The organism is Mycobacteroides franklinii (assembly GCF_001853795.1).
Taxonomy (GTDB): Bacteria; Actinomycetota; Actinomycetes; order Mycobacteriales; family Mycobacteriaceae; genus Mycobacterium; species Mycobacterium franklinii.
Genome location: NZ_MLIK01000019.1, coordinates 1615010 through 1640980, shown reverse-complemented (window position 1 = coordinate 1640980; position 25971 = coordinate 1615010). Strand labels below are relative to the sequence as shown.

Here is a 25971-nt window from a genome sequence, read left to right as displayed (position 1 = left end):
GTCAACATAGATTGACAACCTCAACGTGTCAAGAAAAGTTGACACGCCACGGCGCGCTTCGACACCCCCGCTTATGGCGAAAAGATGCGATACAGACCCGCCACCAGACGGCGCGTCGGTGCAGAGTGCGTTAGGAGTCCTCCGGCTTTTCGCCGCGCAACCGCGCCTGCAGATCAGCCCGGTCGGCCCGACGCCGCTCGTCGACAACGGCAATGCTGGCGGTCACTCGACGGCGCAGCGGGGCGAACACCGCCATCCCCAACGGCAGCGCGATGATCAACGCGAACAGGATCGCGATGGCCAACGGAAAGTCCTCATACCCGATGAGCCGGGCCAGCCAGAAAATGACGAGCGTCAAGACGACCGCGAGACCCAACCGCGCCAAGGTGTACAACGCGATGTCGATAGCGAGCCGGCTCCCCGGCGACCGTTCAGCCACGTCACCACCCTATCGCTGCGCCGAACACCAACCTTGACCGCGCGTATATTCGGAGTTAGTTGTTCAGGAGGCTTTCAGAAGGATTTTCTTGTGTATTACGTGCTCATCGCGGTCGTACTCGGCGCGCTGGTCTACGCCGGGTGGCGAATCAGCCAGTCGGTTCCGACCCGTCCGCAGACTCGCGTGACCGGCCCCGACGACGATCCCGAATTTCTCTGGCGCATCAGTAGGGACGACCCGTCCGAACACTGACGTTGTGCGGCCCGAACGGCCGCACAACGCCTCTAGCCCTGGAACGTCTGCTGCTGGCGCTGCGTACCGGTGAATCCCTGCGCCACGACAGCGGCCAGCTCGATGAGCGCGCGCCGCGTCGGCGGCCGAAGCCGGTCCAGGCTGATCTCGGCACCCTCTTCCAGGTGCGGGTCGAACGGCACCAAACGCACCGCACGGCACCGCCGCGAGAAGTGGTCGACGACCTTCTGCATGTCGACCTTGCCCGAACGCGGACGCACCGCGTTGATCACCGCGACCGAACGGCGCACCAGCTCGCGATGCCCATGTGCATCGAGCCAGTCCAGGGTCGCCGACGCGCTGCGGGCACCGTCCACCGAGCCGGAGCTGATGACCACCAGCGTGTCCGCCTGCTCCAGCACCGACGACATGGCCGAGTGCATGAGCCCGGTGCCGCAGTCGGTGAGCACGACGCTGTAGAAGCGCTCAAGAATCTCCAGGGTGCGTGAGTAATCCTCGGCGCTGAACGCCTCGGACACCGCCGGATCACTTTCCGACGCGAGCACCTCGAGGCGGCTCGGCCCCTGCGACGTGTAGCTGCGAACATCGCTGTAGCGCTGGATCGAGTTGGCGTCCCGCAACAGGTGACGCACGGTCGCCGGGGTTTCCAGCGGCACCTTCTGGCTCAGCGTGCCACGGTCCGGGTTGGCGTCGACGGCGATGACGCGGTCACCGCGGATGGACGCGAAGGTGGCACCCAGGGTCGCGGTGACGGTGGTCTTGCCGACACCGCCCTTGAGGCTCAGCAGAGCGATCTTGTAGCAGCCCTGCAGCGGCTGGTTCACCTGGGCGACGAGGTCGTTTTCCTCTGTCTTCTTGGTGCCCTCACCGAGGTTGATCGTCCCGAAAGACGCGCGGTAGACGGTCTTACGCCACCCCGCGGACGGCGCCGGCTTGTGCGGGCGCAGCAACGCGGAGGTGGACAGGTCACGCGAGGACGGCGGTAGCTCGGGCCGGATCTGGGCACCGATTCCGGTCTGCTGGCCGCCGACCGGGGTGTAGTACCGGGAGCCGCCGACGGGAGGCTGCTGCGCCTGCTGCGGGATGCCGGTGGCGGGAGTGTCGCCGCCCCAGCGATCGGCCGTGAACGGCGTCTGCTGTTGGGGCTGCTCAGCGGAGTCACTGAATCGGTTGTCGGCCCTGAAACCTCCCGCGCCGGCCGACGACCCTGCCGCACCGATCGCGGTGGGGTCGGCGCTCTCATGCCCACCCGACGGCGTGAAATCGAGCGGCGCGAACGAACCACCCAGGGTATTCAGCGAAGGCACGGACGGATCGTGTCCCAGGCCCGCGATGTCCTGCTGTGGCGCAAACGGATCCTGGAACGGGACCGCCTGGAATTGCTGGGTCATCTCATGGGGCTGCTGCGGCGTGCTCTGGCCGTACATCACCGGCTGCGCAGGCTCCTGAGCTGCCCACGGCGGGGCCGTTGGTCCACCCTGCGCCTCGTCGGCGTATGGCGACGGTCCATCCGGCGCGCGGTGCGCGGGATAGTCAGACATCGATCCCCCAATGCATTGGTTGGATGTGCAGTTCGGACACGGAGAGTTCGGAACAAGTGTTCGGAACGACTCAGCATCGCACCCTATCGCAGGTGTGATGAACCGATCTGGCGGAACAGTTCGTTAGCTCACACCAGCGTACGAGTGAAGACCAACCGTCACCAGGTTGACGAAGAACAGGTTGAACACCATCGCCACGAATCCGGCGACGTTGATCCACGCGGCCCTCTTGTCCCGCCAGCCGGCGGTGGATCGTGCGTGCAGGTACGCGGCGTAGATAACCCAGGCAACGAAGGAGACCGTTTCCTTGGGGTCCCATGCCCAGAACCTTCCCCACGCTTCCTCGGCCCAGATGGCACCGAAAATCACGCCGAATCCGAAGATGGGGAAGCCGAAGATGGTGGTCCGATAAGCCAACCGGTCCAGGGCCTGAGCGTCGGGCAACCGCTGAACAAATGGGTTGTCAGGCAGGTACATCTTGACCAAGAACAAGATGCTTGCCACCCCGGCGACCAGGAAGACACCCGATCCGAGGCTCACCACGGAGACGTGAATGGGCAGCCAGTACGACTGCAGCGCCGGCATCACCGGGGCGGCATAGGTGTAGAGGTACCGCCCAGACACCGTGAGCAGGATGAGCACCGGAATCAGCACGAAGACCCAGAGCGCCCGGCGCCCCTCTGCGCTGTTGGCGCGCGGCCGCAGCACTACCGCCGCCGTCACCAGGCCACACGCACACGTCAGGTTGATGAACTCGTACATGTTGCCCCAGGGCACCCGGGTGGTCGCCACGCCGCGCAGCACGATGCACAGCAACAGCAGCCCGATACCCAGGTAGACCAGGGCCAACCCGGAGCCACCCACCCGCTCGGCGAGCGGACGCTTGCCCTGCGGCACTACCAGACCCGGCTGATTCTGATCGGCGGACACCACCTCACCACCGGAGCTGACGAGCTCACGCTGGGCGGTCTTGTTGCTCTGCCGGTAGGCCAACTCGATGGCCAACAGCACCAGCGCACCGACCATCACCACGATCGCCGACGTGAAAGCGTAGTCGGAGAACTTGGCCAGATTCACGTCGATATTGGTCGAATTCATTCGGCATCCTCATCGTTGTGGCCGTTGCCGGCCCCGGCTGCGCCCAGCGGGGGGAAGCCCTCAAGGCAGCGATCGCACAACCGCTCAAACTCATCGCCCCAGCCGGAGCTGTCGGTGCGCGCCAGCCCTCCCAGCTCGACGTTTACCGTACCCGCGGCGGCGCCCGGGGTCAGCCGCGCCCAAACCCGGCGACGCTTGATGACGAGCGACACCACCAGACCCGCCATCATGGTCAGCGCGAAGACCAGCACCCACAGTTGGGCGGGATCACGCGACACCTGCAGATTCACGAAGTTGACGGCGCCGTCGAACTTGACGATCGTGCCGTCATTGAGCTTGACCGACTGCCCGGGCAGCAGGTTGGCGCGCGCGACCTGATTGAGGCGCTTCTGCTCGATCATGCGGGGATCGAGCTCGAAGATCGACTGCGCCCGTCCCGAGTCCAGCCCGGTGTCCCCCCGATAGATGTTGATCGCCACCGCGGGCTTGCGCATCTCCGGGAAGCTCGAGGAAAGCAGAGTGCCGTGCAGTTGTTCGGTGGGTGCGAACAACCCCTGGATGGCGATTTGATTCTTGCGACGCACATTGGGATCCGGGTAGGTACCGGCCGGCGGATCGATGCGCACGGCTCCCGAGGACAGCAGCGTGGTGGGGTCATCCGGTCGCCATTGGATGGTCTCGCTGCGTGAACGTCCGTCTGGGAAGGTGACCGTGAACGTGGGCGCGTAGCCGTAACCGAGCAGGTAGACACGGTTGCCGTTGACGCGCAGCGGATGGTTCATGGCCAGCCGGTCCGGCCGCCACACATTGTTCTGCAGGTCGTCTCCGGCCTGGAACTCGATATTCGATTCGAAGGAATGCGCCTGTCCGGACGCAAGGTACGTGGCCTTGAAATCCTTGACCTTGACGCAGACCGGATCCAGGTTGGTGCCGTCGACGGTGTTGCCGGCCCGGAACGAGTCGAAGGCCGCCGGCGATGACGAGCAGAATCCCGGACCGTTGTTGGCGACAACGATGACGTTGCCCTCGTATCCGAAGAGCTTGCCGACCGCGAACGCGACCAACAGTCCCACCAGGGACAGGTGAAAGACCAGGTTCCCGAACTCGCGCAGATAGCCCTTCTCCGCCGAGATTTCGGTGATCTCGTCCTTGACCCGGATGCTCCTGCGCCAACCACGAAGCCTGCCGGAAATGGTCGCGGCCAGCTGCTCCTGATCCGCCGTCACGGTCCGCTCGGCGTGCTTGGGCAACCGTCCCAGGTTCCGGGGCACCGGAACCGGCTGCGCACGAAGGGCCTTGGCGTGCTCGACGGTCCGGGGAATGATGCATCCCACCAGCGAGACGAACAGCAGAACGTAGATCGCGGTAAACCAGAAGCTGGAGAACACGTCGAAGGCCTGCACGCGATCCAGCCACGGACCGATGGTCGAGTGTTCGGTCAGATACTCGTCGACCTTGGCCTGATTGAGTGCGCGTTGCGGGAGCATCGCACCCGGTATCGCGCCGAGCGCGAGCAGCACCAACAGCGCCAGCGCGGTGCCCATGGAAGTCAAGCCCCGCCAGGTGTTGCGCGCATAGGCGAGGAGACGCTTCGCGATCATCATCAGATGGGCAACCTCGCGTCCGAAACGAATGAATCGCGCACCCAGGCGACGAAGTCAGCCCACACGCCGGTCACCAGCGCCACCCCGACGGCCAACAGCGCGATACCGCCGATGATCTGGATGGTCCGGGTGTGCCGCCGCAGCCAGTCCATACCGCGTACCGCGCGCGCCGATCCGAAGGCCAGCAGCAGGAACGGGATTCCGAGCCCGAGACAGTAGGCAATCACCAGCGCTATCCCGCGCGCCACATCGGCACCCTCGGTGGCCGATGCCACCGCGACCACGCCGGTCAGGGTCGGCCCCAGGCACGGCGTCCACCCGAGCGCGAACACCGCGCCCAGCAGCGGCGCACCGGCCACCGTCGAGACCCGGCGTGGCGTGAACCGGAAATCACGCTGCAGAGCCGGCACCAGGCCGATGAACACCAGGCCCATCGCGATGGTGACCACCCCGCCGATGCGCTGCAGCAGCACCTGATTGGTGATCAGCGTGGTCGTCATTCCCATCACGGCCACCGTGCCCAACAGGAACACCGCGGTGAACCCGGCGACGAACAGCAGCGCAGATCCCGTGACACGCAACCGATGGGATCGAGCGCCGGCGCCGTTCTCCGGTCTGTCGTCTGCGCCCACCACCGCGGCCAGATAGGACAGGTATCCCGGCACCAGCGGAATCACGCACGGCGATGCGAACGACACCAGCCCGGCGAGCGCGCAGGCGCCCAGCGCCAGCAGCAGCGGTCCGCTGGTCGCCGCGTCCTGAAACGCGGAGCCGGCATCGGCGAGAATCACTTCACTTCCCCCGCAGGCTCTTTCGCTGATTCTTGTGCCACGCGCCGCACCACGGGCTGCAGATCTTGGGTCAGCAGCTCGCGCAGGAACACCGCCGCCACCCGGTGCTGACGGTCCAGCACCAGGGTCGCGGGGATCGCCCCCGTCGGGAACTTCCTGCCGAACGCGATGAGTGTGCGCATCGACGGGTCGTAGATGGACGGATACGGCACCTGGCGATCGGTCACGAAGTCCTGCGCCTTGGTGATCTCGTTGTCCCGGACGTTGATACCGAGGAAGTCCACCCCCTCAGCGTGGGTGGATCGATAGACCTCTTCCAGGGCCGAGAACTCCGAACGGCAGGGACCACACCACTGCCCCCACACATTGATGACGACGACCTTGCCGGCGAAATCATTGAGCGACAGCGTCTTTGTCGGATCCAGCAGACTCGGCCCGGCTATCGACCCGGGTGTCTGGCGAGTTTGCGGCGGGTCGTAGAAGATATCGGTCTTGCCGCCGGGTGAGACGAATTGGAACTGGCCACCGCGCGCCACCGCGTCGTCACCGGTGGAACACGCGGTGATGAACAGAGCCAGCGCGGCCATCGCCGCGACCAAAAGTCGCACTCGTTACCCCGCCGGTTCCGAGTACACGACGTCGGCCAACTGTTCCCCGTCGAACACGAGCGAGGTGAGCGACGCGACATTGCATTGGCGCTTACGCGGGTCGTGCCACAACTTCTTGCCGAGCAGGTACTGGCGCGCGGTCCAGACCGGCAGCTGATGGCTGACACACACCACCTCGGAGCCTTCGGCGCGCGCCCGCGCCCGATCGATCGCCGCCGTCATCCGGGATGCGATGTCGCGGTAGGGCTCTCCCCAGGAAGGAGTGAACGGATCCCGGAGCTTCCACCAGTTGCGGGGGTCGCGTAGCGCGCCGTCGCCCACCGACACCTTCATGCCTTCGAAGGAGTTACCGGCCTCGATGAGGTCGTCGTCGGTGACGATGGCGAGCCCGTGAGCGTCGGCAATCGGTGTGGCCGTCTGCTGGGCACGCAGCAGCGGCGAGGCGACCACAGCGGTGATCGCATTGCCTCGCAGGGACTCTGCCACCTTCGCGGCCTGTCCCTGCCCCTTGTCCGACAGCCGGAAATTCGGTAGTCGGCCGTACAGAATGCCTTCCGGGTTGTGTACCTCGCCATGGCGCATCAAATGAACGATGGTGCGGGTCGTCACAGTCAGTTCTCCTCAACAGACGCCGCGGCGCGAGCAGCGGCGGGCAAAGCGTCGGCGATACGGTCGAACGCCTCGTCGTCGAGCGCGGCGGAAACGAACCAGGTCTCAAACGCACTCGCCGGGGGGTACACGCCACGGCTCAGCAGTGCATGGAAAAACGCGGGGTAGCGCCAGGTTTCGGTGGCCTTGGCACTCTGGAAGTCATGTACCGGTTCGGCACCGAAGAAGACACTGAACATGCTGCCGGCGCGGCCGATCTGGTGTGCCACACCCTCGGCATCCAGGGAGGCGGTGAGCAGCGCGATAAGCGCGTCAGCGTTACGGTCAAGCGTCTCATAGGCTTTCGCGTCCGCTGCGCGCAACGAGGCGAGCCCCGCCGCGACCGCGATCGGATTGCCGGACAGCGTGCCCGCTTGATACACCGGGCCCAGCGGCGCCAGCCGGTCCATGATGTCGGCGCGACCGCCAAACGCCGCAGCGGGCATGCCACCACTCATCACCTTGCCGAACGTGACCAGATCGCCGGCCACCTGATCGATGCCGTACCAACCCGAACGGCTGACCCGGAAACCGGTCATCACCTCGTCCATGATGAGCAGGGCGCCATGGTTTTCGGTGATGCGCCGCAGTCCGGCGTTGAAATCCGGGACAGGCGCAACCGTGCCCATGTTCCCCGCCGCGGCCTCGGTGATGACCGCCGCGATCTGATCGCCCTCTTCGGCGAAGATGCGGGCCACGGCGCCGATATCGTTGTACGGCAACACGATTGTGTCGGCCGCCGAGGCGCCGGTGACCCCGGGCGAGGAGGGCAGGCCGAAGGTGGCCACCCCGGACCCCGCATCGGCCAGCAAGGCGTCGGCATGACCGTGGTAACACCCGGCGAACTTGATGATCTTGGGCCGGCCGGTGAATCCGCGGGCCAGGCGCACCGCGCTCATGGTGGCCTCGGTGCCGGAGTTGACCAGACGCACCTTTTGCACCGGCTCGACGCGATCGATGATCTCGCGCGCGAGATCGATCTCACCCTCGACGGGCGCGCCGTAGGACAACCCCGTAAGCGCGGCTTCACGGACAGCCTCCACCACCGCGGGGTGTGCGTGGCCAAGGATCAGCGGCCCCCAGGAGCAGACCAGGTCCGCGTACCGGTTGTCGTCGACATCGGTGAGCCAGCATCCGGCGCCGGATTTGATGAACCGCGGGACGCCGCCCACAGCAGCGAAGGCACGTACCGGCGAGTTCACTCCACCTGGGATAACGGCCGAGGCGTCGGCGAACAGACGTGTGGAGTTGGGCGTCTCGTCGGGCACGGCATCCAGTGTCTCAGCTGATGCCAAATCGTCCACTACAGGGTGTAGTGGATCAGGCAGGTTTCAACGCAAAAGTGGGGTGATCGGCGTCGTCGGGCAACTGCGCGAAATAGCCGTCGACAACCTTTCCCGCCTTGGGCTTGTAGGCGGCGATGATGGGCGCACGGTCGGCTACCGGGACCTCGGTGGCCGTGTACGCGGTGCTGGCGCCCTTGACCGTCAGCGTCACCTGCGGGTTTGCCCTGATGTTCTTGACCCATTGGCTCTCGCCGCGAGTGGAGACCACGTACTTGATGCCGTCGACGTCCACGGTGGCAACCGGGATCTGCTGCAGCTCTCCGCTGACCCGTTTGGTGATGGTCAACGTCTCGCCGATATTGGCAACCATCGCGACCTTGTTGAAGATGTTTTTCACGAACCACGGGGGCTTGAGGTATGCCATGGATCACAGTTTGATGGTGGTATGCAGATACCGCAATCGGTCGCGCGCTTCAACAAGTACGTCACCAACCCGGTCCAGCGGCTGTGGGCGGGCTGGGCCCCGAGCTTCGCGATCATCGAGCACAAGGGCCGCAAGTCCGGCAAGGAATTCCGGACGCCGGTCACCGCGTTCAAGACGCCCGACGGCGTCGCCATTCTGCTGACCTACGGCCCCGACCGGGACTGGCTGAAGAACCTCCAGACCGCCGGCGGCGGCAGGATCGTGCGTCGCGGGAAGACCCACGACGTCGTGAACCCGCGGGTGGTCAGCCGGGATGAGGCGGCGACACTGGTCAAGAGCCGCGCATTCGGAAAGCTCCCGTTCGATCAGGCCGTGCTGCTGACCTACGCCTAGCCCTTCTCTGCGCTGGTGGACCTGCGTCTACCAGATCTTCACGAACTTGTCCGGCGCGTTCACCATGGGATCGCCTGCCAGGCAACCGAATTCAGCCGCGAACGGTGCGACATTCGGCACCACTCCGTTGATCCGCAGCGCCGGCGGAGAATGCGGATCGCTGGCCAGCTGGGTGATGGCCGCCTCGGGACGCTGCTTGTCACGCCAGATCCGTGCGTAGTTCAGGAAGAACCGCTGCTTCTCGTTGAACCCGACAATGCCACTGGCTTTGTCGGCATCGTTCTTCTTCGCCAGCTCGGCGACCAGTGCGTCGTACGCGGTGTTGACGCCGCCCAGGTCGGCGATGTTCTCGCCCAGGGTCAGCCTGCCGTCGACGTGTAGGTCGGGACGGCCCGGAATCGGCGCGTACGCGTTGAACTGCTCCACCAGCCGGTTGGCACGCTTGTCGAACTCCTCGCGATCGTTCGGTGTCCACCAGTTGACCCGGTTGCCCTCGCCATCGAACTGGCTACCCTCGTCATCGAACGCGTGGGTGAACTCGTGGCCGATCACGGCACCGATACCGCCGTAGTTGAACGCCGGATCTCCCTTGGTGTCGTAGAACGGCGCCTGCAGGATCGCCGCAGGAATGGTGATGCTGTTCTCGGTGGGGTCGTACTGGGCGTTGACCGTCTGCGGGGTCATCCCCCACAGCGACCGATCGGTGGGGCGCCCGATCTTGGCCATCTCGAAGTCGTAGTCGAACTTCAGCGCGGCGGCCCGATCGGTGTAGAAGTTATCGCCGCCCAGCTTCAGCTTCGAGAAATCGCGATTCTTGTCGGGGAATCCCACCTTGAGGATCAGCTTGTCCCACTTGCTCTTTGCGGCAAGCTTGGTCTGCGGGCTCATCCAGTCGACGGCCTCGATGCGTTTGCGCAACGCCTCCTTCACATTGCCAACCATCTCAGTGGCGGATCGCTTGTCGCTATCGCTGAACATCCGCTCCACGTACAGCTGACCCAGGGCCGGGCCGATCAACTTGTTGACGATCTCAAGCCCCTGCTCCCAGCGCGCCTTCTGCGCCGTTGTGCCGGTGAGCGCCGACTTGAATGTGAAAGCGTTGTCGCGGAATGTCTTCGACAACGCGTTGGCCGATCGATGCACCGCATGGAAGGTCAGGTACGACTTCCAGGTGTCCAGATCGGTGGTGGCGAGCAGCCGATCGAATGTCGTGAAGAACTCGGTCTCGGCCAGCGAGAACGACCTGGCCTCCGGGGCTCCCTGCGCCTTCAGGTAGGCGCCCCATTCGAAATGTGGTGTCAACGCATCAGCTTGCGCAACCGTGACGAGCTTGTACTGGTTGGCCGGATCACGTTGTTGCACCGGGCTCAATGTCGCTGCCGCCAGCGCAGATTCGAGCGAGGCCACCTGTTCGGTACGAGCCTTGGCTACCTCTTGATCGGCTCCGATCGAGCCGAAGGTCGAGGCGATGTACGTGCGGTACGCGTCGAACACCGACGCATACTTCGGGTCGGTGTAGTAGTCCTTGGCGGGCATGCCCAGCGCGTCGGCCCGGGCATAGCCGATCTGCTCGGTGGCGTTGGCGTAGTCGGCGCCGGCCTCGAAACCGAACACCAGGTGCTGTCCGGTGGCAGCGTCGGCGGCCAAAAAGGCGGCAAGGTCTTCGGGAGTCTTGATCTGATCGATCGCGGCGAGCGTCGGACGGATGGGGTCATATCCGGCCGCATCCAGCTTCGCGTCGTCGGTGGCGGTCCGGAACAGCAGACCTACCTGATAATTGACCGACTCATGATCGGCGGTACCAAGCCCCGAGACCGCACCGTCGACGATCTCATGCTGAACCTTGCGGGACTCGTCGGCCAGCATGTCGAAGCTGCCGTAGCTGGCCTTGTCCGCGGGGATGGTGGCCTCATCGATCCACTTGGCGTTCACGAATCCGTTGAGATCGGCGCACGCGGCAAAACGCATGCTCAGCTGCGCGTTGTCGAATGTGGGAATGGGCGCGTTCGACGCTACCGGCGCGGTGGGCTGGTCGCGGGTACACCCGGAGAGGGACACGGCCAGCACTAACGCCGCCACACCGGCGGATCGACTCAGAGGCATACCCCCCATTTTGCCTATCTGAGCCACCGCGTCGAGCATCACGTCGATGAGCCGCGTGCGCAAAGAGGATCCAGCACCTGTGGCGGGTTTCACTGAGAGCAGGATTGGTTCGGCTGGCTAACGGTCGTACGCTGGCACGAGTGCCGGTGCAGGAGATGTTTTTCATCGCGCTTGCCGCGTTCGGTGCCGGGGCGATCAACGTGGTCGCCGGGTCCGGCACCCTCATCACCTTCCCCACCCTCATCGCGTTCGGCTATCCGCCCGTGGTGGCGACGATGTCGAACGCCATCGGGCTGACCGTCGGCAGCATGACCGGCGTGTGGGGTTATCGCCGCGAGCTGACCGGGCAATGGTCCCGGCTCAAATGGCAGGTACCCGCGGTGTTGCTCGGCGCGCTCATCGGATCGTTTCTGCTGCTGCATCTTCCCGAAACCACATTCGTCACCGTGGTGCCGGTGCTGCTGATCCTGGCGTTGGTTCTGGTGGTTGTCGGCCCCAAGATCCAGGCATGGGCGCGGCGGCGGTCCGAGGCGCAGGGCCTGGACGCCGATCACGTCCCTCCCGGCCGCATGGCCGCGCTCACCGGAGGAAACTTCCTCGTCGGCATCTACGGCGGGTATTTCACTGCCGCCCAAGGCATCATGCAGATCGCGGTGATGGGCGCACTGCTACCCGAATCCATGCAGCGAATGAACGCGGCCAAGAACGTGCTGGCCATGATCACCAATATTGTTGCCGCCCTTGCCTACACCATCGTCGCATTCGACCGGGTGAGCTGGACGGCTGCCGGCATCATCGCGGCCGGCTCGTTTGTGGGCGGACTCGCCGGAGCCCGCTGGGGGCGCCGGCTCTCTCCCGGCGCGCTGCGGGTGGTCATCGTGGCGGTTGGCCTGATCGGCCTGTGGCGACTGCTCTTCTAACAGCTCCCCTTCGACACGCCGTCTTGTGGCGAACTTGTGCGATACAAACACGCCGCAGCGCGGCGTGTCGACGCAGCTGGAACCTAGCGGAAGGTTCGCAGCCTCAGGCTGTTCAGCACCACGAAGACGGACGATGTCGCCATCGCCGCACCCGCGATCATCGGGTTGAGCAAGCCCAGCGCGGCCAGCGGAATGGCGGCGGTGTTGTAGGCGAACGCCCAGAACAGATTGGCCTTGATGGTGCCGAGTGTCTTGCGCGACAAACGCAGCGCGGTCGGCACGGTGGTGAGCTCACCACGCACCAAAGTCAGGTCGCTGGCCTCGATCGCGGCGTCGGTGCCGGTGCCCATGGCCATGCCGATATCGGCCGTGGCCAGCGCGGCGGAGTCGTTGACACCGTCGCCGACCATGGCGACCTTCTTGCCCTCGGCCTGCAAGCGCGCGACGACATCCGCCTTCTCGGTGGGTTTGACTCCGGCGATGACATCGCCCGGGGCGATCCCGACTTCCGCGGCGACCCGCGCGGCCACCTCTGCGTTATCACCGGTCAACAGCACCGGCGTGATACCCATGGATTTGAGCTCGTCGATGGCCCGGCGGCTGGACGGCTTCACCGTGTCGGCCACTTCGATCTCGCCGCGGCGCAATCCGCCCCAGGTGACCGCCGCCGTGGTGTTCTGGCCCGGGATGGCCTCGATCGACACCTCGTGGCCGTCGACAACACCGGTGACACCGATACCGGGCTCGTTGCGGAAGTTGGTGGCGGGTGACAACGTCAGCCCGCGCGTCCGGGCCGATTCCACGATGGCCTTGGCCACCGGGTGTTCCGAGGCAGCCTCCACCGAGGCGGCGATGCGCAGGATCTCGTCGGTGTCGGCGACACCGGACCCGATGCTGCGCCGCACGTCCACCACGCTCATCGCACCGGTCGTCACGGTGCCGGTCTTGTCGAGCACCACGGTGTCGATGTTCTTGACGTTCTCCAACACCTCGGGGCCCTTGATCAGCACGCCTAGCTGCGCGCCCCGGCCGGTACCGACCAGAATCGCCGTCGGCGTGGCCAGTCCCAACGCGCAGGGGCACGCGATGATCAGCACGGCGACGGCCGCCGTGAACGCCGACGACAGTGGATAGCCCTGCGCCGTCCAGGCTACAAAGGTGAATGCCGCGATGACGAGAACCACCGGCACGAACACCGCCGACACCCGGTCGGCGAGCCGCTGTACCTGCGCCTTGCCGGTCTGCGCATCGGATACCAGCCGCGCCATCCGGGCCAGCTGGGTATCGGCGCCCACCTTGTTGGCGCGCACCACGATCCGCCCGTGTGTGTTGACGTAGCCACCCACCACCGGGTCGCCCGCGCCGACCTCGACCGGCACCGATTCGCCCGTCATGGTGGAGGTGTCCAAGGCCGAGTGGCCATCGGTCACCACACCATCGGTGGCGACGCGCTCGCCCGGGCGCACCACGAACTCGTCGCCCACCGCCAGCTGTTCGACGGGAATGCGCGTCTCGTGACCACCCCGCAGGACGGCGACATCCTTGGCACCGAGGGACAGCAGGGCGCGCAGCGCCGAGCCTGCCGAGCGCTTGGCCCGCGACTCCGCGAACCGGCCCGCGAGCAGGAAGACCGTGACCGCCGCGACCACCTCGAAGTAGACGTGAACGTCCCCGTGAGTGTGTCCGGCACCGGCGAACAGCGTCCACATCGACCACACGTAGGCAGCGATGGTGCCCAGAGATACCAGGGTGTCCATCGTCGAGGCGCCATGGCGTGCGTTGACGAATGCGGCGCGATGGAACGGGTAACCGCCCCACAGCAGGATCGGCGTGGTCAGCGCCGCGACCACGAATTCCCAGCCGGAGAAGTGCCAGGGCATCACCATCGAGATGGCCACCACCGGGACGGCCAGGATGAGTGAGCCGATGAGCCGGGTCTTGAGCTGGCTGTCGGGCACATCGTGGTTCATGTGATCGTGCGGATCATGGCCCAGGTGTTCATCGGCGGCGTGCTGTGAACCTCCGACCACCTGAGCCTTGTAACCCACCGATTCGACGGCCTTGACCAGATCCTCATCCGAGACCGAGCCGTCGTGTTCGACGCGGGCGCTTTCCAGTGCCAGGTTCACTCGGGCCGTCACGCCCTCGAGTTTGTTGAGTCCCTTCTCCACACGGGACGCACACGAGGCACATGTCATGCCATGTAGCTGCAGATCTGTGGTCTCCATGCCCGTCTCAGTGAACTCCATGACTAAATGATACCCCTAGGGGGTACCGAATAACAGGGTGACCTGCGCTACAGCCCCCGTCGCGCCACCACGATCTGCAAGGGCATCGGTAGCTGCACCCTGGCGCGGAGCTCGACAACGATCGACGGGTCCGCATGCGCAGCAAGGCTACGCAATGCCTTCGAACCGTAGGCACGCAACTGACTGATGGCACCGTCATGGGCAACCGGACGCACCCACCCGATGACCGACGCCAGAAGATACGCAGGTGCCAATAGTGGGGCCGGCAAGCGCAACAAGTCGATGATCAAAAGAGTTCGCCCCACCCGAGTGCCCTCGGCGAAAACCTTCGCGGCAAGCGAGGGCGGCAGATGGTGGAACGACAACGCGAACACCACCAAATCGAACGCCCCGTCCGGAGCATCGATGGCTGTCGCATCCATGGCGCGTACGGTCACCCGGGAGTCCGAACCCAGATCGGAGGCCGCGATACCCGCAACAGAGGACGGCTCGATATCGGTCACCGTGATCGAGGCATCGGGGCGCAACTTCAGCAGTTCACGGGACAGGCCGCCGTGGGCGGCGCCGAGTTCGAGCACGCGCGGGTTGTCGATACCGACGAGGAAGGCGGCCGCCTGCTCCGCGTTCCACCTGTGCAGCCCCTTCTTCTCGCCCAGGAGGTCAAGCGACTCGACGACGGCCCGTTTCTTCCCCGGAACGTCGTCGCGGTCGAGGTACTCCAGACGGTCCGTCTGCAGCGTGCGGTCCCACAAGGGAGCGCCGAATCCAGCGCGCGGCATCTGGTCGATATCAGCAGTCTCGGGCATAACACCAGCGTAGATCAATATCAGTTAAACTGACATTAAATTCAGCTGTGAATCGCGCGGTCCGCCTCCCGCCGGGCACGAACACCCCGCGATATCGCCATGACCAGGAATATTCCGGCGACAGCGCTCAGCGCGAGGGCCCGCGCCACGCATGCACCGTCCAGAGCGATGAAATACAGCGTCGGCTCGCCCTTCGCGACGGGCGCCACCTCAGTCGGTATGCGTGCCGCCACTGCCGCCCAGCCGGCGAGCGCAATCGCCACCGCCGCAATGACCAGATCTACTGCTACCCGCTTCCCGAACTTCACCACTTCTCACTCTCGATATCGATTTCCGGGTCGTCGCCCAGATCCATGCCGGCCGGCGGCGCGGGCACCAAGGTCGCAAGCGCCGCCCGTAGCTCCTCATGCTTCCTGGCCCACGCTTGTGCCCGGCGTCCCCCAGTCAGGCGCAGACCCACCGGTTTACGTCCCTTCGGCACGCCCGTCAGCTCGCCCAGCGGACGGGATTCCTCCCAGACGTGCCGGTCGGCATCCGGATACAGCCATTTGATCTGGCTCACCGCCAGGGTCTCGCCGCCCTGCCGAAGCTCGGTGGGTGTCAGCTCGACGGTCGCGTGCACCCGTGCGGCGTAGATCTGCAGCGAGATGAAGAAGGCGACGATGGCCGCCGCGATCAACGGCATGACGGGACTGAGCCCGGCCTTGCCCCAGACTTGCAGGCCGAACATGATCAGCCCGGCCAGCGGGCCCAGGAGCAGCCACCGCCACCGGCTGCCGGGTTCATAAAACAGGCGCGGCTCGCCGTCCGGCTCCTCAGGCATGGTCGGCCCCGTCGAACCATTCCTGGGCGGTCGGCCTGATGATCAGCACATTGGCGACGATCAGCGACAGCGCGGCGATGAGTAGCAGCGGGCCCACCGAACCGGAACTTGCCATCGCGATGGCGCCGAGGACCGAGACCAAGGACAGCGCGATCAACGCCCGGCGATACCGCTTATCCCCCCGCCGGGTGCGCCCGGCAAGGAATGCGATACCGACCGCCAACACGATGCACAGCACGCCCCACGCACGGAAGTAGGTGACGAGATTTCGCACATCCGCGTCGGTCAGCGCGGGCTTCGCGGCGGCCCGTACCGCGTCATAGCGCTGGGTTACCCCGGCCAGTCCGTTGAGGAACAGCGCGGCCGCCGAGACCACCCAGAACCAGAACGCCACGTCAACAATGCGTGGGCGCGGTTGTGCCGGAGTCATTTGGGCAGCGTATCGGGGCGCTAGCGCTGCCTCGTCAGGTACGCGGTCGAGTCCTCGCGATGCAGCAGGAACAGGCCGCCACAGATCAGGACGGACGCGGTGATACCCGAGAGCGCCTGCACAATCGCGGGCACACCCTGCAGGTCGATCAACCGCGTCGCGGTGAACACCACCGACCCGACCGCACCGCCGGTCAGGAAGGTGCGGGCCAAGCGGTAGCCCGCGCGCATCAGGAAAATCGCGGTGACGACAAGGGCGCCCACCACGACGACGATGAATCCGTTGAAGGCATAGACCGTCCACAGCGGGGCGGCCTTGTGGACCTCGGGGTCCTGCTGCCATTGGCCGACATTCGCGGCCATGTAGCTCACGATCATCAGCGGGAGCGAGGCCAGCCAGAGCCAACAGCCGGTGTCGATATCGTCGGGTCGCGGCTTGGCCGGACCTGTTGAGGATTGTCCAGCCAGCCCGCTCCGATGGTGGGGATCGGGATACATCACCAACCACGGTAGTGCAGGACGCGACGGTTGACAGACCCCGGTGGCCATGCCACGCTCTACAAGTGGACCGCAGTCCGCCAGGGCGGTGACGATCCCTTGCCGCTCAGCCACAACAGGAGGCCGCCATGCACGTCGCGCTGTGGTTCGTACAGATATTGCTGGCGGTGGTGTTCCTCGGCGCGGGCGGCTTGAAGCTGTTCGGTAGCCAGGAGACCCTGCGCGCGAAACTCGGCGATCTCGCCGATGCGGCTCCGCTGCCTGCCCTGCGCGCACTTGGCGCAGCCGAGGTGGCAGCGGCCATCGGGCTGGTGGCACCCCAGGCAACAGGCATTGCCCCCATCCTCGTCGTCGCCGCCGCTGCCGGAATCGTCATCGTCGGAATCGGTGCCGCCGCCTATCACCGCAAACGTCAGGAATGGGCCTTGGTGGCGTTCACTCTTGCCTTGGCGCTCGCCGCGGGCTTTGTCATCTGGGGCCGTCTTTCGCAGTAGCCCCGACCTCGCTAGTCGGAAAGCCAGCCCGCCACATCGGCCGCCCAGTAGGTCAGCACGATATCGGCACCCGCGCGCCGGATGGAGGTCAGTGTCTCCAGCGCCATGGCCTGTAGGTCGATCCAATTGTTTTGCGCCGCAGCACAGATCATGGCGTATTCGCCGGACACCTGATACGCCGCCACCGGCACCGGTGAGACATCGGCCACCTGTCGCAACACATCGAGATAGGCCATCGCCGGTTTCACCATGATGATGTCGGCGCCCTCCTCGACATCGAGTTCGGCCTCACGCAGGGCTTCGCGCCCGTTGGCCACATCCTGCTGGTAGGTGCGCCGGTCTCCGCGCAACGAGGAACCCACGGCCTCCCGGAACGGGCCGAAGAAGGCCGAGGCGTACTTGGCGGTGTAGGCCATGATGATCACATCGGTGTGCCCGGCAGCGTCCAGCCCGTCGCGAATGGCCGCCACCTGGCCGTCCATCATGCCGCTGGGGCCCACTACGCGCGCACCCGAATTCGCCTGCGCCACCGCCATGTCCACGTACTGCCGCAGCGTGGCATCGTTGTCCACCCGGCCAGAGGCATCCAGCACCCCACAGTGACCGTGATCGGTGAACTCGTCGAGGCAGGTGTCCGCCATCAGCACCGTGGAATCACCCAGATCCGCGGACAGGACCGACAAGGCCCGGTTGAGGATGCCGTCCGGCGCCAGACCGGCGCTGCCGGTGGCATCCTTGTCCTTTTCCTGCGGCACCCCGAACAGCATCAACCCGCCGACACCAGCCTTCACCGCGTCCGCCGCGGCCCGGCGCAGAGATTCGATGCTGTGCTGAACCACGCCGGGCATGGAAGCGATGGGGCGCGCTTCCGTCGCACCGTCGGCTACGAACATCGGCAGCACCAATTGCCGCGGCGCAAGCGTGGTTTCGGCTACCAACCGGCGGATGGCCGGGGTAGCTCGCAGCCGGCGCGGACGCTGGTAAGGAAATGGCACCGCTATGGCCTCCGCTATCTCCGTCGTTACCTTCTGCGGCTCTTCTTACGCGGCGGCGGCAGCGCACCCTCGGTACGCAGCCGTGCCGCATGCTCGGCGAGCGCCTCGACCAGCGGACCAACGGCCGCGGTCTCCGGCTGCACGTCCACTCGCAGCCCGAATTCGATTGCGGTCTCGGCGGTTTTCGGCCCGATGCACGCCACGATGGTGCGTGCGTGCGGCTTGCCTGCAATACCCACCAGGTTGCGAACCGTGGAGCTCGAGGTGAAGCAGACCGCGTCGAATCCACCGGTCTTGATCATCTCGCGGGTCTGCGCCGCGGGCGGGGCCGCACGTACGGTGCGGTAGGCGGTCACGTCGTCGATCTCCCAGCCGCGCTCACGCAAGCCCTCGGCGAGGGTCTCGGTAGCGATATCGGCGCGCGGCAGCAGCACCCGGTTCACGGGATCGAAAACGTCGTCGTAGGGCGGGAACTCGTCGAGCAGGCCGAGTGAGGACTGCTCGCCCGCGGGCACCAGCTCCGGGTTGATACCGAAGGCGCGCACCTTGTCGGCGGTCGCCTGGCCCACGCACGCGATCTTCACACCGGAGAACGCGCGGGCGTCCAGACCGAATTCGGCGAACTTCTCCCACACCGCACGCACCGCGTTGGTGGAGGTGAAGACCACCCACTGGTACCGGCCGTCGACCAAACCCTTGACGGCCCTTTCCATTTGGGCAGGGCTACGCGGCGGCTCGACAGCGATGGTGGGCACCTCGACCGGCAGCGCTCCGTATCCGACCAGCTTCTCGCTCATCTCGCCGGCTTGATCCTTGGTGCGCGGCACCAGCACGGTCCAGCCGTACAGGGCACGGCTTTCCCACCAGTTCAGCTTGGAGCGGCCACCGACCACACGGCCGATCGTCAGCACCAGGGCGCCGGTCATCGGGCCATGCGGGTCATTGGCATCCACCGGGACACCGTCGATCAACGAGGCCAGCGTGGTCTCCACGGTGCGCTGCGCGCAGGTGGTGCCCTGGGCGGTCACAGCGACCAGGGTCTGGTCGGAAAGGCCATGCTCGATGAGCGCCTTGGCGGCGTCGGGCACATGCGTCGGGGTGGCGTGCAAGATCAGCGGGCCGGGAGCGGCGGCCAACGCCGCCCAATCCACGTCGCCGCGCACGTCGGCGACGGTGTGTGCGGACCCCGGGGGCAGGCCGGCATACGCGGGCACCGCGGTGCTCGACGACAGACCGGGCAGGATCTCGAAGGCCACCTGGGTCCGGGTGACCGCGTGAACCTCGGCGAGCACCGAATCGATCGAGAGTGGATCGCCGGCGACCAGCCGCACCACGTCCACACCGTTCTTGGCCTCGGCGACGAGAGTCTTCGCGACATCGGCAGGATCACCCAGGGCAGGGCGAATGTCGATGGTCAGCGGCGGCTCGGCGGCGGCCTCGGTGTCGGTCGCGGCAGGCGTCTCATCGCTGCCCGTCGCGGGTTTGACGGGCGCAGGTTCCGGAAGTTCGACCGCCGACCCGACGAGATCGAGTACCACCTGCGGCACATCGGGATCGGTGAACGCCACCGTGGCACCTGTGAGCACCGCGCGCGCCCGGACGGTCAACAGACCTGGGTCACCAGGTCCGGAACCAACGAACAGAATGCGCCCTGGCTTCTTGCGCCCTCGGGTCACTACTGCCTCCCATATCGGCGGTTTGCGCCGCCTACTCAGCTGTCATCAGTGCTCGCGCACCGAGATCAAGCAATTCCCTCGCGACCGCGAGCCCAAGCTCTGCGGCCCGATCGGGGATGCCAATCCCAGAGGCCCGAATCACGTCAGATCCGTCCAGCGCCGCCGCACATCCGCGCAACGACAGTTCGTCGAAGACGCGGCCTTCCTCATCGATCGACTCGACCACCTCGGCGATCGCGCCGACCGGTGCGGTACAGCCCGCCTCCAGCTCGGCAAGCAGAGCCCTTTCGGCAGTCACCGCGGCGCGCGTGTCGGTGTGATCGAGTTCCGCCAGTACGGCCACCAGATCGGCGACCTCACTGCGACACTCCACCGCCAGCGCTCCTTGAGCCGGTGCGGGCAACATCTGCACCGGTTCCAGTGTCTCGGTGATGCGGTCCAGACGTCCGATACGGGCCAAACCCGCCCGGGCGACTACCACACCATCAAGATCACCATTGGAGACCCTGCTCAACCTGGTATCCAGGTTGCCTCTTAGGGGGCGAATTTCCAAACCGAGACCCAGTGCTCTAAGCTGCGCGGCCCGCCGCGGAGACGAGGTACCGATCACAGAGCCTGTGGGCAACTCCCCCAACACCAGCCCATCCCGGGCCACCAGGGCGTCTCGATAGTCTTCACGAGGCGGAATGGCGGCTATGACGAAGCGCGGGTCGGCCGCCGTTGGCAAATCTTTGTACGAGTGCACGGCAACATCGACGACGTCATCGGCGATGGCCTCCCGAAGAGCGGCCGTGAAGACCCCCACTCCGATTTGCTCGACGGGTGCCGCCGACTGGTCCCCGGCGGTCGCCACGATTACCAGCTCCGCCTCGTGTCCCTTGGCGCGCAGCGCGTCCCGAATCACCCCGGCCTGAGTCGTCGCCAGCAGGCTGCCACGGGTACCAATTCGGATCATGAACAAGCCTCTCGGGCGATGGCGGTCACGATGGATGACCCAGTTGGGCGGGGAACATCAACCACGACGGCTATTCGTGCAATTCCTTTGTGGCGAGCGGCAGTTCACCGGCCGTCGCTACCGCCTCGACGGTGTGCGGATCGAGCTCGAACAGTTCACGCAACGCCTCGGCATAGCTGTCACCGCCGGGTGCCGACGCCAGCTGCTTCACCCGCACCGTGGGGGCGTGCAACAGCTTGTCGACGACACGGCGCACGGTCTTGGCCACCTCGTCCCGCTCGGCTCCGGCCAGACTGGGCAGACGCCCATCCAGCCGCAGCAGCTCGGCCTCGACGACCTCGGCAGCGCGCTGACGCAACGCGGTGACCGTCGGCGTAACCTCCGCCATCCGCTCGCCGGTGAGGTATCGGGCGACCTCGTCGTTGACGATCTGGCGGGCGGCACCCGCGTCGTTGGCCGCGGCGCGCGCGGTGGGCTCACGCTGGATGCGTTCCATGTCCACCACGACCACGCCGGGCAGGCCGGCGACGGTCGGGTCGACGTCACGGGGCATGCCCAGATCGCAGAAGACCAGCTGGCGTCCGCCGCCCAGGGCGCGGTGCACATCGGCCAGTGAGATCACCGGACGCACCGCGCCGGTACAGGACACCACCACATCGGCTTGAGCCAGCGCCTGGTCCAGGTTGTCCAGGGTGATCGCCTGCGCGTTCACACCCGCTTCGCGGGCGGTCGCGGCGAGGCGGTGCGCACGATCGGCGCTGCGGTTCACCACCCAGAGGTTGTCGATGCCCGCACGGATCAGCTGTGCCGTCGCCAGCGAGCCCATCGACCCGGCGCCGACAACGGCAGCCGTGCGCCCGGGCAGGCCATCGAGCTTGCCGTCGGCCAGGTTCAGCGCCACCGACACCACCGAGGCACCGGCCGCGTCGATACCGGTCTCCGAATGCACCCGCTTGCCCACACGCAGCGCGCTCTGAGACAGCTCGTGCAGCACGCGACCGACCGCCTGATGTGATTCGGCGGTGGCGTAGGCGTTGCGCACCTGGCCCAGCACCTGCTGCTCACCGATCACCATGGAATCCAGGCCGCTGGCCACCGCGAACAGGTGCTCGACGGCGGCCTCGCTGTATCGCACATAGGCGTACTTGGTGAGTTCGTTCATGCCCATTCCGGCATGGCGGGCGATTGCCTCCCCGATGACGGTCAGGCCGCCGTGGAAGGCCTCGACCACGGCATACACCTCGACCCGATTGCAGGTCGAGAGCACCATTACCTCGGTGACCAGGGGCGATTGCAGAATGTGTTCGATGATCTTGGGCTGATCGGCCTCGCCAATCGCCAGTTTCTCCAGCACCGGCACAGGCGCGCTACGGTGCGAGGCTCCGAACAGCAGGACGCTCACCGCAGGTCACTCCGCTGACATCTCACTGTCCAGCTCCCTTGCTTTTGGTGAGGCTCGAACTTCAAGCACGGTAGCTCGAATATGGCCACTGGGCAAAATCCAAACAGCCTGTTATCGGTCACGTTTCAGGTCCGCCCGGAGCCGGGGCTCATCCACTTCCCAGTAGCTGTGCTCCAGACCGTCAAGCAGAACCACCGGAAGGCGGTCGCCGAACTCCGCGCGCAGCGAGGAATCTGTGACGGCGGCCTCATCAACATCGGTGACCGTGAGGCCGATGCCGAACTCGTCGGCCAACGCCGCCAATTCGCGCTGGGCACGATCACAGGCAGTGCATCCGGCCCGTGTCAGCAGCGTTAGCGACGTCATATCCCAATTCTGCCACCGGGTCCCCCGCGTTCCGGCCACCCTCAGTAGGGTTGAACGGCATTGGCACGCGGCGCACAGGAAGGGCGGGTAACCAGTCATGACCAGCCCACAAATCAACGGCGAACCCCCTGCCGAGGGTTCTGCCGAGGAGCAAGTGCTGGCCGAGGCGTTCGCCGAAGATGTCGCGCGGGCGGCATCCTTCGCAGAGGCCGACGCGACGGCCGAACTGCCGCCGGGCCCTCCCCCCGCCGATCTGACCGCTGCCGCGTTTTTCGACGTCGACAACACGCTGGTGCATGGCTCCTCGCTGGTTCACTTCGGCCGCGGCCTGGCGCAGCGCGATTACTTCCAGTACTCGGACATGCTTCAGTTCGTCTGGGCGCAGGCGAAATTCCGGTTGACCGGTCGAGAGAACTCCGACGACGTCGCGGCCGGCCGCCAGAAGGCGCTCTCGTTCATCGAGGGGCGCAGCGTCAGCGAGCTCGTCACGCTCAGCGAGGAGATCTACGACGAGACGATCGCGGACAAGATCTGGCCCGGCACCCGGGCACTGACCCAGATGCACCTGGATGCCGGTCAACAGGTGTGGCTTGTCACCGCCACACCCAAGGAACTGGCGGAGACCATCGCGCGGCGGCTGGGTCTGACCGGAGCGCTGGGTACCGTCGCCGAATCGGTGGACGGGGTCTTCACCGGACGCCTCGTCGGCGACATCCTGCACGGGCCGGGCAAGGCGCGGGCCGTACGCAACTTGGCCATCCGCAACGGCTTAAATCTCAAGCGCTGCACCGCATATAGCGACAGTGTCAACGACGTGCCGATGCTGTCCCTGGTGGGCACCGCGGTGGCCATCAACCCCGACGCGGAGCTGCGGGATGTGGCACGGCGCCGGGGGTGGGAGGTCCGTGACTTCCGTACGGCCCGCAAGGCCGCCCGCATCGGCGTGCCGTCGGCGGTGCTGCTCGGTGCCGCGGGCGGAGCATTGGCGGCCGCGTTGGCCCGCCGAGAGAAGTGACGTTCGGCATTACCGCTGCTGATAGGCTCAGCGCCGCTCGAACTGTCCTAGATTCGTCACTGACCTGCAGCGAAATGGGTTAACGCATGGCCATCCGCCAAGACATCGTCGGAACTCACTACCGCTACCCCGATTACTTCGAGGTCGGCCGCGAGAAGATGCGTGAATTCGCGGCAGCCATCAAGGACGAGTGCGAGGAGAACTCCGGCGTCGTCGCGCCCATTACCTTCCTGGCCGTCGCGGGCCGGCGCGTGCAACACAAGATCTTCACCGAGATGGATCTGCCCATCAATGTGGCGCGGGTGCTGCACCGCGACCAGAAGCTCAAGTTCCACCGGCCGATCAAGGCCGGCGACCGGCTGTACTTCGACAGCTACCTGGACAGCGTGCTGGAGTCACACGGCATGGTGACCGCCGAGGTACGTGCCGAGGTGACCGATGAGAACGGTTCTCCCGTCGCGACGAGCATCGTGACCATGATCGGCGAAGCCGAGGGACACGAAACCGACGCGGCTGCCATGGCCGCGAACATCGCCTCCCACCGCAAGAGCTAGCCCGATCCGAACAGTCTGGCGACGATCATAAGCCAGTTCCGCCTGAAATCTGTTGCCCACAAAGGGACAACACGAACGCCCCAGATGCCCCACACTGTCACCAACGCGTGACACTTGGGCTACCGACGCGCTCTCGTGAGCACGTGGACAAAGGGAGATGTTCATGGCTCGCAGGCGGATGAGATCACTCCGATGGCTCGCTCTCTCGGGTGCGGCGATGCTGCTGATGGGCACCGCCGGGTGCTCAAAACACGATCAGTCAGAAGCACTTTCGCCCGATCAGGCCAAAGCGATTGCGCTTGACGCCTATATCTACGGCTACCCCCTCGTCACCGTGGAGATGACCCGGCGCGTGATGACCAACGTGGACAAGCCCGAATCTCCCCGCGCACCAATGGGACAGCTCCTACGGATGCGCGAATATCCCACTGCGGCCTTCCGTGATGTGACCGCCCCCAATGCCGACACCCTGTACACCAATGCATTCGTCGACGTCGGCAAGGAACCGTGGGTTCTGAACCTGCCGGAGGCAAGCGGGCGGTACTACCTGTTCCCCATGCTGGACGGGTTTACCAACGTCTTCGAGGTACCCGGAAAGCGCACGACGGGCACTGGCCCGCAGACCTATGCCATCACCGGCCCCGGCTGGAAAGGCACACTGCCCCAAGGAGTCAAGGAGTACAAGTCCCCGACATCCCTTGTCTGGCTGCTGGGCCGCATTTATTGCACCGGCACTCCGGAGGACTACGCCGCCGTCCACAAGCTGCAAGACGAAACCTCGCTGGTACCACTCAGCTCATACGGCAAGCCATATACCCCGCCGGCCGGCAACGTCGATCCACGCATCGACATGAAAACACCTGTCCGCGAACAGGTCAACAACCTGAGCAGCAAGGCGTACTTCGATCTGCTGGCCGGCTTACTCAAGGACAATCCGCCCACGGAGGCCGATAAGCCGATGGTGGAGAAAATGGCCAAGATCGGCATTGAGGCCGGAAAGCCATTCGATATCGACAAGCTCGGGCCGGACGTGGTCAGCGCGCTGCAGTCAGTGCCCAAAGAGGGCTTCGAGAAGATCATGGCGCATTTCAATGAGACCGGCGAAAACATCAATGGGTGGGTGTTCACCACGAAGACGGGTCTCTATGACACGGACTACTTGCAGCGCGCGACAATCACCGCAATTGGGTTGGGCGCCAACCGACCCCAGGATGCCGTCTATCCCACCTCGGAGGTGGACAGCACCGGCGCACCCTATGACGGCACCAAGAAATACGTGGCGCACTTCGACAAGGGGCAGTTCCCGCCGGCAGAGGGTTTCTGGTCGCTGACCATGTACGACGAGGATTATTTCTTCGTCGACAATCCGCTCGACCGCTACACCCTGAGCCAGCGCAACACCTTCACACCGAACCCCGATGGTTCGGTCGATCTGTACCTGCAGCACGAGAACCCAGGGCCAGGAAAGGAAGCGAACTGGCTCCCGGCACCGGCCGGGAAGTTCAAACTGATGCTTCGTCTGTACTGGCCCAAGGAGACCCCGCCGTCGATCATTGACGGCACGTGGAAACCACCCGCTGTTCAACGAGTCCCGTAAGGAGC

28 protein-coding genes are annotated in these 25971 nt (G+C 65.5%); 7 read left to right on the top strand and 21 right to left on the bottom strand.

Translation table 11 applies throughout. The features are described from left to right. Nucleotides 1-130: 130 nt before the first annotated feature. Complete coding sequence (locus BKG76_RS15510; RefSeq protein ID WP_070938407.1) at nucleotides 131-439, bottom strand: DUF4229 domain-containing protein; 309 nt, start codon at nucleotides 437-439, stop codon at nucleotides 131-133. Nucleotides 440-529: 90 nt separating this feature from the next. Between BKG76_RS15510 and BKG76_RS24880 the strand changes: the two genes are divergently transcribed. Then, a complete protein-coding gene (locus BKG76_RS24880) occupies nucleotides 530-691 on the top strand; it encodes a hypothetical protein (protein ID WP_099051365.1) in 162 nt (53 codons plus the stop codon). A 32-nt stretch (nucleotides 692-723) separates the two neighbouring features. On the opposite strand, the gene BKG76_RS15505 is transcribed toward BKG76_RS24880, so the two are convergent. The 8 genes from BKG76_RS15505 to BKG76_RS15470 form a co-directional block, all read right to left on the bottom strand. Then, the gene (locus BKG76_RS15505) at nucleotides 724-2118 is read right to left on the bottom strand and encodes a MinD/ParA family ATP-binding protein (RefSeq protein ID WP_070939267.1); all 1395 of its coding nucleotides are present in this window, start codon (nucleotides 2116-2118) and stop codon (nucleotides 724-726) included. 237 nt (nucleotides 2119-2355) lie between these two features. Continuing rightward, on the bottom strand, nucleotides 2356-3330 hold the full coding sequence (gene ccsB / locus BKG76_RS15500; protein ID WP_070938406.1) for a c-type cytochrome biogenesis protein CcsB: 975 nt from the start codon (nucleotides 3328-3330) through the stop codon (nucleotides 2356-2358). Then, complete coding sequence (gene resB, locus BKG76_RS15495) at nucleotides 3327-4934, bottom strand: cytochrome c biogenesis protein ResB (RefSeq protein WP_083338053.1); 1608 nt, start codon at nucleotides 4932-4934, stop codon at nucleotides 3327-3329. Before resB ends, ccsB begins: the two co-directional genes overlap by 4 nt. After that, complete coding sequence (locus tag BKG76_RS15490; protein ID WP_070938405.1) at nucleotides 4934-5725, bottom strand: cytochrome c biogenesis CcdA family protein; 792 nt, start codon at nucleotides 5723-5725, stop codon at nucleotides 4934-4936. The genes resB and BKG76_RS15490 overlap by 1 nt, the downstream gene beginning before the upstream one ends. Beyond that, nucleotides 5722-6333 (bottom strand): TlpA disulfide reductase family protein, encoded by a 612-nt coding sequence (locus BKG76_RS15485; protein WP_070938404.1) that lies wholly within the window; start codon nucleotides 6331-6333, stop codon nucleotides 5722-5724. Before BKG76_RS15485 ends, BKG76_RS15490 begins: the two co-directional genes overlap by 4 nt. A 3-nt stretch (nucleotides 6334-6336) precedes the next feature. Continuing rightward, the gene (locus tag BKG76_RS15480; RefSeq protein ID WP_070939264.1) at nucleotides 6337-6915 is read right to left on the bottom strand and encodes a histidine phosphatase family protein; all 579 of its coding nucleotides are present in this window, start codon (nucleotides 6913-6915) and stop codon (nucleotides 6337-6339) included. Nucleotides 6916-6944: 29 nt separating this feature from the next. Further along, on the bottom strand, nucleotides 6945-8249 hold the full coding sequence (gene hemL, locus BKG76_RS15475) for a glutamate-1-semialdehyde 2,1-aminomutase (protein ID WP_070939265.1): 1305 nt from the start codon (nucleotides 8247-8249) through the stop codon (nucleotides 6945-6947). A gap of 52 nt (nucleotides 8250-8301) precedes the next feature. Further along, nucleotides 8302-8691, bottom strand: coding sequence for a nitroreductase/quinone reductase family protein (locus BKG76_RS15470; RefSeq protein WP_070938403.1), 390 nt, complete (start codon nucleotides 8689-8691; stop codon nucleotides 8302-8304). A 21-nt stretch (nucleotides 8692-8712) separates the two neighbouring features. Here BKG76_RS15470 and BKG76_RS15465 point away from each other — a divergent pair, with 21 nt between their 5' ends. Further along, a complete protein-coding gene (locus BKG76_RS15465) occupies nucleotides 8713-9084 on the top strand; it encodes a nitroreductase family deazaflavin-dependent oxidoreductase (protein ID WP_070938402.1) in 372 nt (123 codons plus the stop codon). Between the two features lie 27 nt (nucleotides 9085-9111). On the opposite strand, the gene BKG76_RS15460 is transcribed toward BKG76_RS15465, so the two are convergent. Continuing rightward, a complete protein-coding gene (locus BKG76_RS15460; protein ID WP_109420878.1) occupies nucleotides 9112-11187 on the bottom strand; it encodes a M13 family metallopeptidase in 2076 nt (691 codons plus the stop codon). 140 nt (nucleotides 11188-11327) lie between these two features. Here BKG76_RS15460 and BKG76_RS15455 point away from each other — a divergent pair, with 140 nt between their 5' ends. Next, complete coding sequence (locus tag BKG76_RS15455) at nucleotides 11328-12107, top strand: sulfite exporter TauE/SafE family protein (protein ID WP_109420759.1); 780 nt, start codon at nucleotides 11328-11330, stop codon at nucleotides 12105-12107. 83 nt (nucleotides 12108-12190) lie between these two features. On the opposite strand, the gene BKG76_RS15450 is transcribed toward BKG76_RS15455, so the two are convergent. From BKG76_RS15450 to BKG76_RS15425, 6 genes are read right to left on the bottom strand one after another with little or no spacing between them, the layout of a single operon-like run. Further along, nucleotides 12191-14356: a heavy metal translocating P-type ATPase gene (locus BKG76_RS15450; protein ID WP_070938401.1), complete on the bottom strand. Its 2166-nt coding sequence runs from the start codon at nucleotides 14354-14356 to the stop codon at nucleotides 12191-12193. Between the two features lie 47 nt (nucleotides 14357-14403). After that, on the bottom strand, nucleotides 14404-15162 hold the full coding sequence (locus tag BKG76_RS15445) for a class I SAM-dependent methyltransferase (protein ID WP_070938400.1): 759 nt from the start codon (nucleotides 15160-15162) through the stop codon (nucleotides 14404-14406). Nucleotides 15163-15203: 41 nt separating this feature from the next. Continuing rightward, nucleotides 15204-15473 (bottom strand): hypothetical protein, encoded by a 270-nt coding sequence (locus tag BKG76_RS15440; protein WP_070938399.1) that lies wholly within the window; start codon nucleotides 15471-15473, stop codon nucleotides 15204-15206. Continuing rightward, on the bottom strand, nucleotides 15467-15985 hold the full coding sequence (locus BKG76_RS15435; RefSeq protein ID WP_070938398.1) for a hypothetical protein: 519 nt from the start codon (nucleotides 15983-15985) through the stop codon (nucleotides 15467-15469). The genes BKG76_RS15440 and BKG76_RS15435 overlap by 7 nt, the downstream gene beginning before the upstream one ends. Then, nucleotides 15978-16415, bottom strand: a complete 438-nt coding sequence (locus tag BKG76_RS15430) for a hypothetical protein (protein ID WP_070938397.1) — start codon at nucleotides 16413-16415, stop codon at nucleotides 15978-15980. The genes BKG76_RS15435 and BKG76_RS15430 overlap by 8 nt, the downstream gene beginning before the upstream one ends. A 20-nt stretch (nucleotides 16416-16435) precedes the next feature. After that, nucleotides 16436-16912, bottom strand: coding sequence for a hypothetical protein (locus BKG76_RS15425; RefSeq protein WP_070938396.1), 477 nt, complete (start codon nucleotides 16910-16912; stop codon nucleotides 16436-16438). A gap of 128 nt (nucleotides 16913-17040) precedes the next feature. Between BKG76_RS15425 and BKG76_RS15420 the strand changes: the two genes are divergently transcribed. Next, the gene (locus tag BKG76_RS15420; protein ID WP_070938395.1) at nucleotides 17041-17406 is read left to right on the top strand and encodes a DoxX family protein; all 366 of its coding nucleotides are present in this window, start codon (nucleotides 17041-17043) and stop codon (nucleotides 17404-17406) included. An 11-nt stretch (nucleotides 17407-17417) separates the two neighbouring features. On the opposite strand, the gene hemB is transcribed toward BKG76_RS15420, so the two are convergent. From hemB to BKG76_RS15395, 5 genes are all read right to left on the bottom strand, one after another. Next, nucleotides 17418-18401 carry a porphobilinogen synthase gene (hemB, locus tag BKG76_RS15415; protein WP_070938394.1) on the bottom strand — a complete coding sequence of 328 codons (984 nt, stop codon included), beginning with the start codon at nucleotides 18399-18401 and terminating at the stop codon, nucleotides 17418-17420. Nucleotides 18402-18427: 26 nt separating this feature from the next. Continuing rightward, nucleotides 18428-20077 (bottom strand): bifunctional uroporphyrinogen-III C-methyltransferase/uroporphyrinogen-III synthase, encoded by a 1650-nt coding sequence (locus BKG76_RS15410; protein ID WP_070938393.1) that lies wholly within the window; start codon nucleotides 20075-20077, stop codon nucleotides 18428-18430. A gap of 31 nt (nucleotides 20078-20108) precedes the next feature. After that, entirely contained in the window at nucleotides 20109-21032 is a 924-nt protein-coding gene (hemC, locus tag BKG76_RS15405) for a hydroxymethylbilane synthase (protein WP_070938392.1), read from the bottom strand. A gap of 70 nt (nucleotides 21033-21102) precedes the next feature. Beyond that, entirely contained in the window at nucleotides 21103-22434 is a 1332-nt protein-coding gene (locus BKG76_RS15400; RefSeq protein WP_070938391.1) for a glutamyl-tRNA reductase, read from the bottom strand. Nucleotides 22435-22545: 111 nt separating this feature from the next. Further along, nucleotides 22546-22800 carry a glutaredoxin family protein gene (locus BKG76_RS15395; RefSeq protein WP_070938390.1) on the bottom strand — a complete coding sequence of 85 codons (255 nt, stop codon included), beginning with the start codon at nucleotides 22798-22800 and terminating at the stop codon, nucleotides 22546-22548. A 97-nt stretch (nucleotides 22801-22897) separates the two neighbouring features. Here BKG76_RS15395 and BKG76_RS15390 point away from each other — a divergent pair, with 97 nt between their 5' ends. From BKG76_RS15390 to BKG76_RS15380, 3 genes are all read left to right on the top strand, one after another. After that, complete coding sequence (locus tag BKG76_RS15390) at nucleotides 22898-23815, top strand: HAD family hydrolase (RefSeq protein ID WP_070938389.1); 918 nt, start codon at nucleotides 22898-22900, stop codon at nucleotides 23813-23815. Between the two features lie 86 nt (nucleotides 23816-23901). After that, on the top strand, nucleotides 23902-24369 hold the full coding sequence (locus tag BKG76_RS15385) for an FAS1-like dehydratase domain-containing protein (RefSeq protein WP_070938388.1): 468 nt from the start codon (nucleotides 23902-23904) through the stop codon (nucleotides 24367-24369). 178 nt (nucleotides 24370-24547) lie between these two features. Continuing rightward, nucleotides 24548-25966: a DUF1254 domain-containing protein gene (locus BKG76_RS15380; RefSeq protein WP_407937662.1), complete on the top strand. Its 1419-nt coding sequence runs from the start codon at nucleotides 24548-24550 to the stop codon at nucleotides 25964-25966. The last annotated feature ends 5 nt before the right edge of the window (nucleotides 25967-25971 follow it).